The sequence below is a fragment of the Rhizobium sp. R634 genome, assembly GCF_002211305.1.
GTDB lineage: Bacteria > Pseudomonadota > Alphaproteobacteria > Rhizobiales > Rhizobiaceae > Rhizobium.
The window spans coordinates 58376-71448 of the sequence record NZ_LOKW01000026.1; the positions used below are offsets into that span (position 1 = coordinate 58376).

The following is a 13073-nucleotide window of genomic DNA, read 5'->3' on the forward strand; positions in this document are numbered from 1 at the left end:
ATGCAAGATCGTGATCTCCAGCCCGTTCTTTCGGTCAAGGAATTGAGCGTCCGTTTCGGGCGGGGCGCGGTGCCCGCAGTTTCCAAGGTCAGTTTCGACGTCGGGCGCGAACGTGTCGGCATCGTCGGCGAATCCGGCTCCGGCAAGTCGACGACCGGCCGCGCCATCATGCGTCTTCTGCCGCCGGCCGCCGTGGTCTCTGCCGAGCGCCTGGACCTTGCCGGCAGTTCGCTTCTCTCGAAGAGCGAGCGTCAGATGGGCGCGCTGCGCGGCAAGGATATCGCGCTGATCATGCAGGATCCGCGCTATTCGCTGAATCCGGTTCTGTCGATCGGCAAACAGATCGCCGAAGCCGCGCGGCTGCACCTCGGCCTGCGCGGCAAACCGGCGCAGGATGCGGTCCGCGCCATGCTGGAGCGCGTGCGCATCAGCGATCCGAACCGGGTCATGGCGCTTTACCCCCACCAGATATCCGGCGGCATGGGCCAGCGCGTGATGATCGCGATGATGCTGCTGGCGCGGCCGAAGCTCGTCATCGCCGACGAGCCGACCTCGGCTCTCGATGTCAGCGTGCGAAAGGACGTGCTGCTGCTGCTCGACGAACTGGTGCGTGAAAACAATTCGGGTCTGCTTCTGATCAGCCACGACATTCGCATGGTCGCGGCCTTCTGCGAACGCATCATCGTCATGTATGCCGGCCGGATCGTCGAAACCCTGACCAGCCTGGAAGATGCTCGCCATCCCTATACGCGCGGGCTGATATCGGCGCTGCCCGACCCGAAGAACCCTGTCCGCCGGCTTGCGGTTCTCGACAGGACGAAACTCGATCTGGAGGCGGTACAATGATCAATGTCCGTGACCTCGATGTCGTCTTTTCCCATGGCAAGAACAGGAACCATGTCGTCAGGGGCATCAATTTTCAGGTCAAGCCCGGCGAGACGCTCGGCATCGTCGGCGAATCCGGCTGCGGCAAATCGACGGTGCTGCGCTGCCTTGCCGGCATGGAGGCCGGCTGGACAGGCCAGATAGAGCTCGGTGGAAAGCCGATCGGAAAGAAGCGCTCCCGCGAGGAACTGACGCTCGCCCAAATGGTGTTTCAGGATCCCTACGGATCGCTGCATCCCCGCCATCGCATCGGCACCGCGCTCGCCGAGCCGCTGCGCGCCATGCGCCAGTCCGATATCTGGTCCAAGGTCGAAAGAGCATTGATCCAGGTGGGCTTGCCCGCGAATTTTGCAAGCCGCTTTCCCCACGAGCTTTCCGGCGGCCAGCGGCAGCGCGTGGCGATTGCCCGAGCCCTGATCCTGTCGCCGCCGATCCTACTGCTGGACGAGCCGACATCGGCGCTCGATGTCTCGATCCAGGCCGAAATCCTGAACCTGCTTGCCGATCAGCGCGAGGAAAAGGGACTAACCTATCTGCTCGTCAGCCACGATCTCGCGGTCATTGCCCATATGTGCGACCGGGTGTTGATCATGAAGGACGGCAGCTTCGTCGACGAACTCACCAAGGCGGATCTGCAGGCCGGCACCACGCACCATGCCTATGCGCGCGAGTTGTTCGAGGCGAGCTTCATGGAAGCTTAAGGGCGCCGCAGCCGCACAATGCAAAGGTCAGGCAACCGCGCAATAGTTTGCGAAAGCGTCGAGGAAACGGCGCATCTCCTCCTGATGCCGAGGCTCGGAAAGATAAGCAGCGACCTCATCAGGGGAAAGCTTCATCAGATGGAGCCGGAGGAAGAGTTGCTCGTTGAAGCGATCGCTGAGCGTGGCGAGCACTACGCGAAGTTGCTGGAGCATGTCGTCGCCGCGATGTGACGCATGCGCAAGTACGATCGGTTTGCCGATCACCTCATTGCGGGACACCAGCCAGTCGATGGCGTTCTTCAGTCCGCCCGGAATTGATCTGATATATTCGGGGCTTGCCAGGATCAGCCCATCGGCATCGGCAATCGCTCTCGCGAGAGCCGCGACTTCACGCGGGGGATCGTCTTCCAGATCGGGCGAAAAGACCGGGAGTTCTCCCACGCGGTCATAGATCGAAACCGCATACGTCGAGCCGGCAGCCGACTGCAGCGCATAAAGCATGGCGGTATTGGTGGAGGCGCGGCGGACACTTCCTGAAATGGCCAGAAATTTCATGATCGCGGCATGATCTCCTGCGGGCGGCTGACGGCTGCGACACTGCCCCTTTCGACGAGATGGCAGGAAAGCTCGACGCGCCGCCGCGGCATCGCAAGGCCGAGCATCATGTCGCGCAAGAGATCGAGCGCGGTGGCGCCGAGTTCGCGCATCGGAATATGCACTGTCGAAAGCGGCGGATTGAGAAAGGCCGATTGCGGCAGGTCGTCGATACCCATGACGGAAATGTCCTGCGGCACGGCATAACCCATTGCCTGCAAACCGCGCAGGGCGCCGTTAGCAAGGCTGTCGCCTGCCGTGAGGATGGCGGTGAAGAAGAGGCCCTTGTCGCGGACGAGACGGGTGACAGCCTCGGCGCCGAGATCCGGCAGCCAGTCGTCGACCTCGAGAACCATTTCGCAACCGGCTGCCAGCCCATGGTTCTGCAGCGCATCGCGCCAGCCCTCCAGGCGACGCTCGATCGTCCGTCGCCCCGGCCTCAGCATGAACAGGATGCGTTCGTGACCGGCCTTGATCAGCCGCTCCGCGGCAATGAAGGCGGCCGAGCGATTGCAGGGCGTGACACTGGAAAGCCGCATATAGGGATCGTCGCTGTTGACGAGCACGACGGGCTTTCCAAGATCGGCGGCCGCCGCAAGCATGTCCTCCTCGTCGACGGTGAGGATCAGCATCCCGCCGAAGCTCGCATCATCGTGCATCTCCGCAATGACACGCGCCTCGTCGGCTTTGTCGGCAATAGGACGCATCGCCACCTCGATGCCGAGGGCGGCTGCGCGCGCATTCAAACCTTCGAGAACGTGGAGCGTGAACTGGTTGCGGACGTAATCGATCATTGCCGCGCCCGAGGCCACAAGCATGACCTTCTTGCCGGCGACGCTCGCCGGCAGGGCGTAGCTCACCGCGCTCGCCGTTTCCAGCACCAGCTTGCGGATTTCGGGCCTCACGCCCTTTTCCCCGGCGAGCGCCCGGGACACCGTGCTGATCGATACGCCGCATCGGGCGGCGATATCATCGAGACGCGTGCGCCTGCCTTTTTTCTGCTCCGCCGCCATGAGATCTCCTCGCTCCCTCGTCATTTATGCAAAAATCTTTCAGATTGCGCAAATGAAATGCCTATGCACAATTGCCCGCGAGGAGACCGCAACAAAGCAGGGAGGCTGAAGATGCGGCTTTACGGGCAGTCCATGCGCCGGTGTTTCGCCTGCTGTCTTCAGGTTCAAGCGGGCTGAAACATGGCCGCCGCTCAGCAATCCCATATCCGTCGTAAGACCCCGAAACAGAGCCCGATCGTCTACTGGCAGCTCGGCCATCTCTCGCAGGCACGCTACGACGTCGCCGATCGCCCGATGGAAGGCAGGATGGATCCCTTCTTCTTCGTCACCAAGACGAAGAATTTCATCCCGCATGAATATCCTTGCCGCACCGAATTCAAAGCGTCCTTCGCCGGCCTGACACCGAAACCGATCACCGAATTCGAAGCCGTCCGCTGGTGGCTTCCCTTTGCCTCGCCGCGTGTCGATCTCTCCGGCTTCTGGTTTCGCCCGACGCGCATCGGCTGCTGGGCGCGCACCTTCCTCGATACCCCGACTGCCGGGCCGGCCAAGCTTCGCCTGTCGACCTGCGGCGGCGCCATCCTCCTCGTCAACGGCCGCGAACAGGGCTTCATGGCGCCTTACGAGCGCAATCTGGAAGCCCAGCAGATCTTCGAGGTGGAGCTTGTCGCTGGCCTCAACGAGATCCGCATCTATTTTGACGACCTCGCCGAACGCGATGCCCGCTTCTATTTCCAGTTGGACTATCTCGATGGACCGGAGGTCGAGACATCGGTCCCCGTGCCGATCGCCGCCGATGCTGCGGGTGGGCTGGAGGCGATCCTCGAAGGCATGCGCTTCGACCGCGCAGCCTATCTCGGCGAGGATGTGACGATCCTCTTCCCCGCGCCGCTGCCGCTAGCGCTGAGCTGTCATGTCGAGATCGAAGGCGACTTCATGTCGACCGAGCGCTTCGACTATGACTTTGCGCTGGAGAAGGGCACGACCAAGTTGGAACTCGGAACCTCGGCACGCATGCCGGCCGATTTCCGCCATTTCCGCATCACTTTCAAGACTGGCGCGCTGTCGCTCGGCCGCACGCTCGGCGTCGAGATCTGTCATCCCGACCGCCAGGGGCCTGCGCCTGCCGCCCTGGCGGACCGCGTCGCCGAGGCGCTTGCCGAGGTCGCCGCCCATTCCGAGCCCGACACGGTCTGCGCTTTCGCCCGTCTTGCGCTGGGGCAGGGCGGCGAGGAGACCGAGGCGATGATCTCGGCCATGCTACCCATCATCGAAGACTGCCACGACTGCGCCGATTTTGTGCTGGTGCCGCTGTTGTTTGCCTATACGCGCTGGAGCGATCTGCTGTCGCCGGAACTGCGCGGCAAGATCGAGCACGCCGTTCTCAATTACCGCTATTGGATGGACGAGCCCGGCAACGACGTTCAGTGGTATTTTTCGGAAAACCACGCGCTGCTCTTCCACACCGCCGCCTATCTCGGCGGCAGGCTTTTCCCCGATGCCATTTTCGTCCGTTCCGGCCGCACCGGCACCGAGCAGATGAAGGTCGGCGAAGAGCGTGTCCGCGCCTGGCTCGATCATTTCGAGCGCTGGGAAATGGCCGAGTGGAATTCCGTTCCCTATTTCCCGATCGACCTCAAAGGTCTGACGGCGCTTGCCGCCTGCGCGCCGGATGAGACGATCCGCGCCCGCGCGAATGCCAGCATCATTCGCCTGATGGAGATCGTCGCCCGCTCGGCCCATCACGGCATGCTGACCGGCAGCCAGGGCCGCTCCTACGAACATACGCTGCGGCCCGGCCGCTCTGTCGAACTCTCCGCCATCGCCCGTCTGCTCTGGGGCCGCGGCTGGTATGGCCGGCGCGTGCACGCGCTGCCGCAGCTTGCCGTCTGCATCCGAGACCACGGCCTGCAATTTCCCGAAAGCCTTGCTGCGATCGCTGCGCATGATACCGCCGAGGCGCAGGAGTGGAGCTTCTCCCAGGGCGAGAACCGGTTTGCTGCCCTCTACCACTACAAGACACGCGACACCGCGCTCGGCACCATCGCGCATTATCGCCCTGGCGCCTGGGGCTATCAGGAGACGGTGCTGCATCTGCGCTTGGGCAACCGGCCGGAAGCGCAGATCTGGATCAACCATCCCGGCGAAACCATCCAGTTCGGTTACGGCCGGCCGAGCTTCTGGGGCGGCTGCGGAACGCTCCCGCGCGTGCATCAATATCGTGATCTGGCGATCCTCGATTTCGATATTCATGAGGGGCAGCCGGATTTCACCCATGCGTGGTTCCCGCTCGAAGCCTTCGACGACACGGTGGTCGACGGTAATGTGGCACTCGCCCGCTCCGGCGATGGGCTGGCGATGCTGATCGGCAACGGGCCGCTCGATCCGGTGAAGCACGGCCCGACGACGGATGTCGAGCTGCGGCTCTCCGGCCGCAAGGGCCGCTGGATCGTCCGTCTCTCCGATCTCGGCCGCGAAGACGGCCTCGATGGCATGCGGGCGCGTTTTGCCGGGCTCGCAGCCCGCCGCGACGACGAAGGCGCATTGATCATCGTCGATCCCGATTATGGTCAGGTCGTCTTCGAGCAGGAGGGAACCGTGCGAGCCGAGGGCCGTATTCTTCGTCCATCGGACTGGTCGGTTCGAGGAGACGCGGTACATCTTCAGATACCGGGCAGGCAGCCTCGGCGCGCGGCCTCGTAGACGGCATGTCCGGCAGGAGGAGGACCGGCCGCCCATAGCAATTCATCGGTCAGGAGGAGGAGAAAATGACCAGAATGAAATCGATCGGCGCGGCTTTGGCTGCGGTTCTCTTGAGTTCGGTCGCCGCCCACGCCGGCGACGTGCGCATCATGTGGTATTCCGATGGCGGCGAAGGCGAGGTGATCAAGGACCTGCTGTCGCGCTTCTCCAAGGCCAATCCCGATGTCAACGTCATCCTCGACGAGGTTTCCTACGATGTCGTGAAAGAGCAGCTGCCGGTGCAGCTCGAAGCCGGCAAGGGGCCGGACATTGCCCGCGTCACCAATCTGAAGGCGCAGGCACAGCACTGGCTTGATCTTCGCCCGCTGCTTGCCGATGCGAAATATTGGGACGACAATTTCGGCGCCCAGGCCGACTGGATGCGTCCCGACGGCTCGAATGCCATTACCGGCTTCATGACGCAGCTGACGCTGACAGGCGGCTTCGTCAACAAGACGCTCTTCGAACAGGCCGGCGTCGAAATTCCCGGCCCGAAGGCCACTTGGGACGACTGGGCAGCAGCTGCCAAGAAGGTCGCAGACAGCCAGAAGGTCTTCGCCATGGCGATCGACCGCTCCGGCCACCGCGTCTCCGGCCCGAACATTTCTTACGGCGCCAATTACATCGCTGCCGATGGCAAGCCGGCGCCGATCGACCAGGGCTCGAAGGATTTCCTCAGCCGCTTCGTCAAGTGGAACGAGGATGGCACGATCAACAAGGATGTATGGGTCAGCGCCGCCGGCACCACCTATCGCGCCGCGGCCGAGGACTTCATCAATGGCGGTCTTGCCTATTATTACTCCGGCAGCTGGCAGGTTTCGGCCTTCGCCCAGAAGATCGGCGACAATTTCGATTGGGTCATGGCGGGAAGCCCTTGCGGCACGGTCGCCTGCAGCGGCATGCAGGGCGGGGCGGGCCTGGTCGCAATCAAATACACCCAGAACCCGAAGGATGTCGCCAAGGTGATGGATTACCTGGCAAGCGCCGAGGTGCAGAAGGAATTCGCCGAGCGCAGCCTGTTCATTCCGGCGCATAAGGGCGTGGCCTCCGGCCAGCTGGAGTTCAAAACCGACAACCAGCATGTGCAGGCCGCGCTGAAAGCCTTCGTCGAAGCAGCCCCTCAGACGGCGGCACCTGCCATGAAGCTGCCGGGCTGGAAGTGGTCGGACGCCTATTACAGCGCCATCGTCGCCCGCATCAGCCAGGTGATCGCCGGCGAGATGAAGCTCGACGATGCCTATGCCCGCATCGACGAGGACATCAAGGCCAAGGTCGCAGGCAACTGACGGAAGAACGGATGGCGTTGAAGACGGTTTCCACCGAACCGCCGGCGAAAGCCGGTCTGCGGCAGGCGCTTCGCGCTCCTGTCCGTCTCGTCATGGGGATGGTCGATATTCCCATGCGCGCCTGGCAGAAGCTGACGGGACTGAACGGCATGGCGGGCGTCTTCTTGGCGCCCAACATGCTGATCTTCAACGTCTTCGTGCTCCTGCCGCTGGTCATCAACTTCATCTATTCGACGACCAGCGGCAGCGCCATTTTCCTTCCGAACAGGACCTATGTCGGCGCCGACCAGTACCGCATTCTCTTCGACTGCGGCAGCTATCTCGATCCGTCGACCTGCGCGGCCGACACTTTCTGGGCGGCGGTGCGCAACACCGCCGTCTTCGTCCTCTTCCAGGTGACCGCGATGCTGATCACGGCGCTGGCCACGGCCCTGATCCTCAACCGCGAGCTTTCCAATCGCGGCTTCTGGCGCGCGGTTTTCTTCTTTCCGGTGCTTCTGTCGCCCGTCGTCGTCGGCCTGATCTGGAAATGGATACTGCAGCGGGAAGGCCTGTTAAATTATGCGCTGAGCCCCTTCGGCTTCGAGCCCTTCTCCTGGCTCAGCGATCGTTTCTGGGCCTTCTTCTTCGCCGTCTTCGTATCGGTCTGGGCGCATATGGGCTTTTACGCGCTGATCCTGCTCGCCGGCCTGCAGGCGATCCCGAAAGATCTCTACGAGGCGGCGGCGATGGACAAGGCGAGCCCGACCCGCATCTTCCGGCGCATCACCCTGCCGCTGCTGATGCCGAACCTCATCGTCGTGCTGGTGCTGGCGCTGATCCGCGCCGTGCAGATCTTCGACGAGGTCTTCGTTCTCACAGGCGGCGGGCCGGGCACCAGCACCATGTACATCACCCAATATATTTACGAGACCGGTTTTGCGAGTTCGTTGCGCAATCCCGGGCTTGCATCGGCGGCCTCGATCCTGATGGGCATCGTGCTGGTCATTCTGACGCTCATCCAGCTTGGGGCCAGCAGCCGAAATGAGAAGAGGGGGACACGCCAATGAGCGCGGTCGGAGCATTCCTGCTGCGCCGCCGCGGCCGCGGCTGGCACTGGACTGACGTGGTCACCTGGATCTGGCTGGTCTCGGGTGTTTTCCTGATGTTCGGACCGGCGGTCTGGCTGGTCTTTTCCTCCTTCAAGACGCCGGCCGCGCTTGCCGAATTCCCGCCGTCCTTGCTGCCCTATGTCACCGAGCAGGCCGTCGTGCCGGGCCACGACAAACCCTTGCCGCTCTACAACGTGACCATGCCTGACGGCAGCAGCCGCGTGCTCGCCGAAGTCCGCCGTATCGGCATTATCGGCCAGATGGTCGATCCGAAACAGCCCGGCGAAATCGTCAAGGTCAACATCAAGGACCGCACGCCGGTGCGCGAGGTCGAATTCGCCGCCGGCAACTACACCGAACCGTTCCAACGCTTCGATTTCTTCCTGTTCCTGCGCAACTCCGTCTTCGTGACGGTCGTCGCGACGGCCATAACGCTGCTCGTCAATTCGATGGCGGCCTTTGCGCTCTCGAAATACCAGTTCCCCGGCCGCACTGCCGTGATGCTGATGATCCTGGCGACGCTGATGGTGCCGCTCTCGGTCATCGTCGTGCCGCTCTATTCCGTCATCGGCACGCTGAACCTCTTCGACAGCCTCTGGGGCGTCATCCTGCCGACGGTCGCCACCCCGACGGGCGTCTTCCTGCTCCGGCAATATATGCTGACCATTCCCGACGAACTGATCGACGCGGCGCGCATGGACAAGGCCAGCGAATGGCAGATCTACTGGCGCATCATCCTGCCGCTGTCGGCGCCGGCACTGGCGGTGCTGGCGATCTTCTCGGTCGTCTGGCGCTGGAACGACTTCCTTTGGCCGCTGATCGTGCTCTCGCGCAAAGAGCTCTACACGCTGCAGGTCGGCCTCAACGTCTATGCTGGCGAGCTGAATGTGCAATGGCACTATATCCTTGCCATGACCGTCGTCTCGATGATCCCTGTGGTGCTGATCTTCGTCTTCCTGCAGCGCTTCATCACCACGGGTATCGCCGGCTCCGGACTGAAATAATATGAAACAGGAGAGTGTATGAGCGGGCTCGAGCTCAGGAACATCGTCAAGAATTTCGGCTCCGTCGAGGTCATCCGCGATGTCTCGCTTGCCGTCAACGATGGCGAGTTCGTGGCTTTCGTCGGCCCGTCCGGCTGCGGGAAATCGACGCTGCTGCGTCTGATTGCCGGCCTGGACAAGCCCACCGGCGGCAACATTCTCATCGACGGCAAGGATGTCACCGCGATTGGCGCTGCCGACCGCGGCCTCGCCATGGTTTTCCAGTCCTATGCGCTTTATCCGCATATGAGCGTGCGGGAAAATCTTGCCTTCGGTCTCGAAAACACCAAGGTGGCGAAGGCCGAGATCGAAGCGCGCATCGCTGATGCCGCCCGCATGCTGGAGATCGAGCCTTTCCTGCAGCGCCGCCCGGGCCAGCTCTCCGGCGGCCAGCGTCAGCGTGTCGCCATCGGCCGCGCCATCGTCCGCCGGCCGGATGCCTTCCTGCTCGACGAGCCGCTGTCCAACCTCGACGCCGAACTGCGCGTCTCCATGCGCGCCGAGCTTGCCGCTCTTCACGCGCGGCTGAAGGCGACGATGATCTACGTCACCCATGATCAGGTCGAGGCAATGACGCTTGCAAACCGTATCGTGGTGCTCAGAGGCGGCCGGATCGAACAGGTGGGAACGCCACTCGAACTCTTCAACAATCCGGCCAACCGCTTCGTTGCCGGCTTCATCGGCGCGCCGCACATGAATTTCCTCGAGGGCTCGATCATCGGCCACGAGAACGGTTTTGCCGAGGTCGAAACCGTCGGCGGCCACCGTCTGTCGGTCATCGCCGGGGAGACGCGCCCGGCAGGCGAGAGGGTCAGCATCGGCATCCGCCCGCAGCACGTCACCCTGGCCGATGCGGCTGCCGCAAGCCGGCTGGACACGCGCGTCATTCTTGTCGAGGAACTGGGTTCCGAGACCGTCGTCCACGTGCAAGCGGCCGGCAAGAAACTGATCGCGGTCTTTGCCGGCCAACAGCGGGTGAAATCGGGCGACAGCCTGCCGCTGCGCCTTGATCCGGCGGTGCTGCATCTCTTCGGCGAGGATGGACGGCGCGTGTCATGAGGCAAAAGAAAGCCCGCGCCGAAGCGCGGGCCGAATTTTCATATCAGACAGCGTTAGTGGCTGTTCTTGTGGCTTTGTTGACCAGCCTTTACATGCTGTTCATGGCTGCCGCCGCGGGTTCCGCTGGACTGCGCGTCACGGCCGCCTGATGAGGCGCTGCGGGTGTTGGAGTCGTTCTTGTGACTCTGCTGCCCGGCTTTGACGTGCTGTTCGTGGGTTCCACCTTGGTTGGCCATCTGGTTTCTCCTTGGTTTTTTCAACTGAGGCCACGTCGACCTCGATGGAAAGAACCTCACTTCGGCACATGCGTTCCCCATTTTAATATTTCGTGATCTCTTGTCGAAACATTGGGATGAGGAAGCGAACCGGGCGGGTAGGGAGCTCGTCTGCCATTTCGTTGGCCACCGGAAGAAAGCGGAAAAATCCCGGTGTTCTCCAGCACCGCCGCGTCCGCTTGGCGCGGTCCGCAACCTCGATTTGGGAATGCGGCTTTCGGCCGAAGGTTCCAGGAAAATCAAGCTGATCCCTTCGCGTCGCAACGCCCAGTAGGACCTGCGGGCTCTTTTCAATTGGACAGGCTGCTCTAGCTTACAAAGCACCTATGAAAGGAGGAAAGCATGACCGACGCACCGAACACGGCGACCCCGGCGCGGAGAGTTTTGCGTGGCCGCCCCTACAGCATTGGCGAGTTCGCGAGAAAATACCGGCTCGACGACAAGGAGGCGAAGCGGCTTTACGAAAAATTCGGCCCATCGGCCACCGAGCTCGACCTGTTGATGGCGGCAAAGCGGCGTCCGCCCGGCCTGCCGACCAGCCCGGACGGCTGACGGCTCCGATGAAGATCCGAACCGGAAGCTGCCTTTGCGGGGCGGTCGCCTACAGGGTGGAAGGCGAGCCTCTTCGCGTTGGTCTCTGCCATTGCGCCGATTGCCGCAAATCCAGCGGCTCGGCCTTCGTCTTCTTTGCCGTCTGGCCGCGCCAGGCTTTCTCTCACAGCGGCGAGATCGCCACCTTCTCCGGCCGCAGCTTCTGCCCCATCTGCGGCAGCAGACTTTTTTGTCTCCAGGAGGCCGCGGCTGAAATCCGCCTTGGATCCCTCGACAATCCGCCGACCGACCTTGCGCCCGATACTGAGATCTGGATCAAACGGCGCGAACCATGGCTGCATCCTTTGCCCGGCGCCGGCCAATTTGACCAGGATTCGGACTGACGGGCGCTCGCCCTGCCGAAACTTGACTTTTCTTACCAATATTTCATTTCCCCCATCCGCAATTCCGTGCCAGTTCGGCGGCACGCTAATCGTCGGTTCATCTGCAGTGTGATTATTTCGCTGCCGGGCCGAGGCGGCGACTGACTGATCGAGGACGACATGAACAAAATCGTAAGCGGCAACGAAACCGGAGCAAAGGCTGGCGCAGCGCCCGACCTCGCCGCGGTTCTTGCCGCGTCGGGCAAACAGGGCAAGCGCCGCCGCTGGCGCGGGCGGCTGTTTATCCTCCTCGTCGTCATCGCCGCCGCTGCAATCGCTGCCTATGCCTATATGGGCCGCGGACGAAGCGAAATGAGTTATGCCACCCAGCCGGCAAAACGCGGCGACCTGACGGTGCTTGTCACTGCCACCGGCTCGGTGCAGCCGACGGAGCAGGTGGATATATCGAGCGAGCTTTCCGGCACGGTCCGCGACGTCAACGTCGACTACAACAGCTCGATCAAGGCAGGCGATGTGCTGGCGCTGCTCGACACCAACAAACTCGAGGCGGACGTGAAGAGCTCACGCGCCAAGCTCAATTCGGCCAAGGCGAACGTCTCCAAGGCCAATGCCGATCTGGAATCGGCCAGCACCTCGCTCGAGCGGCTGAAGAGCCTGGTCCGGAGCAATGTCTCCACGCAGCAGAGCCTCGACGACGCCACCTACAAATATGATTCCGCCGTTGCCGCCAAACAGATCAACGAAGCCGAGGTCCTGGCCTCGGAGGCAGATCTGCAGCTTGCCGAGGTCAATCTCGCCAAGGCGAAGATCGTCTCGCCGATCGACGGCGTGATCCTCACCCGCTCCGTCAACCCGGGCGCCACGGTCGCCGCCTCGCTTTCGGCGCCGGTCCTCTTCACGATCGCCGGCGACCTGAAGAAGATGGAGCTGCAGGTCGATGTCGACGAGGCCGATGTCGGCCAGATCGCGGTCGGCCAGAAGGCGAAATTTACCGTGGACGCCTATCCGGACCGGACCTTTCCGGCCGAGATCGAGCAGATCCGTTTTGCTTCCGAAGTGGTCAACAATGTCGTGACCTACAAGGCGGTACTCTCCGTCGACAATGCCGATCTGCTGCTGCGCCCCGGCATGACGGCGACGGCCGATATCACCGTCGAGGCCGTCAAGAATACGCTAATGGTGCCGAACAGCGCGCTGCGTTATGCTCCGCAGCAGACCGAAACGCGCGCCCGCGGCATTTTCGGCCTCTTCGGTCCGCCGCGCCAGCGCCGCAATGCCGGTCCGGCGCTGACGGGCGCCGAGCGCCGCGTCTGGGTGCTGCGCAACGGCCGCCCCACGCCCGTCGTCATTCAGGTGGGGTCTTCCGATGGCCAGTTCACCCAGGTCGTCTCCGGCGAACTCAAGGAAAACGACGCGCTGGTGATCGATGCCACGGTGCGGACCAACTAG

Annotated in this window: 13 protein-coding genes; 10 read left to right on the top strand and 3 right to left on the bottom strand. The window is 62.7% G+C overall.

Features of this window, described 5'->3' with window-relative positions; all coding sequences use genetic code 11:
- Both ATY77_RS25635 and ATY77_RS25640 read left to right on the top strand, forming a co-directional pair.
- Positions 1 to 846 (top strand): ABC transporter ATP-binding protein, encoded by an 846-nt coding sequence (locus tag ATY77_RS25635; RefSeq protein ID WP_088689380.1) that lies wholly within the window; start codon positions 1 to 3, stop codon positions 844 to 846.
- Positions 843 to 1586: an ABC transporter ATP-binding protein gene (locus ATY77_RS25640; protein ID WP_088689381.1), complete on the top strand. Its 744-nt coding sequence runs from the start codon at positions 843 to 845 to the stop codon at positions 1584 to 1586. Before ATY77_RS25635 ends, ATY77_RS25640 begins: the two co-directional genes overlap by 4 nt.
- Before the next feature lie 27 nt (positions 1587 to 1613).
- On the opposite strand, the gene ATY77_RS25645 is transcribed toward ATY77_RS25640, so the two are convergent.
- Both ATY77_RS25645 and ATY77_RS25650 read right to left on the bottom strand, forming a co-directional pair.
- The gene (locus tag ATY77_RS25645) at positions 1614 to 2141 is read right to left on the bottom strand and encodes an NADPH-dependent FMN reductase (RefSeq protein ID WP_088689382.1); all 528 of its coding nucleotides are present in this window, start codon (positions 2139 to 2141) and stop codon (positions 1614 to 1616) included.
- Positions 2138 to 3193, bottom strand: a complete 1056-nt coding sequence (locus tag ATY77_RS25650) for a LacI family DNA-binding transcriptional regulator (RefSeq protein ID WP_088689383.1) — start codon at positions 3191 to 3193, stop codon at positions 2138 to 2140. The genes ATY77_RS25645 and ATY77_RS25650 overlap by 4 nt, the downstream gene beginning before the upstream one ends.
- Before the next feature lie 180 nt (positions 3194 to 3373).
- Here ATY77_RS25650 and ATY77_RS25655 point away from each other — a divergent pair, with 180 nt between their 5' ends.
- The 5 genes from ATY77_RS25655 to ugpC all read left to right on the top strand — a co-directional run bounded on the left by ATY77_RS25655 (position 3374) and on the right by ugpC (position 10414).
- Entirely contained in the window at positions 3374 to 5896 is a 2523-nt protein-coding gene (locus tag ATY77_RS25655) for a hypothetical protein (protein ID WP_088689384.1), read from the top strand.
- A 65-nt stretch (positions 5897 to 5961) separates the two neighbouring features.
- Positions 5962 to 7221 carry an ABC transporter substrate-binding protein gene (locus tag ATY77_RS25660; protein WP_088689385.1) on the top strand — a complete coding sequence of 420 codons (1260 nt, stop codon included), beginning with the start codon at positions 5962 to 5964 and terminating at the stop codon, positions 7219 to 7221.
- 11 nt (positions 7222 to 7232) lie between these two features.
- On the top strand, positions 7233 to 8270 hold the full coding sequence (locus ATY77_RS25665) for a sugar ABC transporter permease (RefSeq protein ID WP_088689386.1): 1038 nt from the start codon (positions 7233 to 7235) through the stop codon (positions 8268 to 8270).
- Positions 8267 to 9316, top strand: a complete 1050-nt coding sequence (locus ATY77_RS25670; protein ID WP_088689387.1) for a carbohydrate ABC transporter permease — start codon at positions 8267 to 8269, stop codon at positions 9314 to 9316. Before ATY77_RS25665 ends, ATY77_RS25670 begins: the two co-directional genes overlap by 4 nt.
- Positions 9317 to 9334: 18 nt before the next feature.
- The gene (ugpC, locus tag ATY77_RS25675) at positions 9335 to 10414 is read left to right on the top strand and encodes a sn-glycerol-3-phosphate ABC transporter ATP-binding protein UgpC (RefSeq protein WP_088689388.1); all 1080 of its coding nucleotides are present in this window, start codon (positions 9335 to 9337) and stop codon (positions 10412 to 10414) included.
- A 53-nt stretch (positions 10415 to 10467) separates the two neighbouring features.
- Here ugpC and ATY77_RS25680 read toward each other — a convergent pair whose 3' ends face one another.
- Positions 10468 to 10650 (bottom strand): hypothetical protein, encoded by a 183-nt coding sequence (locus ATY77_RS25680; RefSeq protein WP_004673791.1) that lies wholly within the window; start codon positions 10648 to 10650, stop codon positions 10468 to 10470.
- 381 nt (positions 10651 to 11031) lie between these two features.
- Here ATY77_RS25680 and ATY77_RS25685 point away from each other — a divergent pair, with 381 nt between their 5' ends.
- From ATY77_RS25685 to ATY77_RS25695, 3 genes are all read left to right on the top strand, one after another.
- Positions 11032 to 11241, top strand: a complete 210-nt coding sequence (locus tag ATY77_RS25685) for a hypothetical protein (protein ID WP_088689389.1) — start codon at positions 11032 to 11034, stop codon at positions 11239 to 11241.
- An 8-nt stretch (positions 11242 to 11249) separates the two neighbouring features.
- The gene (locus ATY77_RS25690; protein ID WP_088689390.1) at positions 11250 to 11624 is read left to right on the top strand and encodes a GFA family protein; all 375 of its coding nucleotides are present in this window, start codon (positions 11250 to 11252) and stop codon (positions 11622 to 11624) included.
- 159 nt (positions 11625 to 11783) lie between these two features.
- Entirely contained in the window at positions 11784 to 13073 is a 1290-nt protein-coding gene (locus tag ATY77_RS25695; RefSeq protein WP_088689391.1) for an efflux RND transporter periplasmic adaptor subunit, read from the top strand.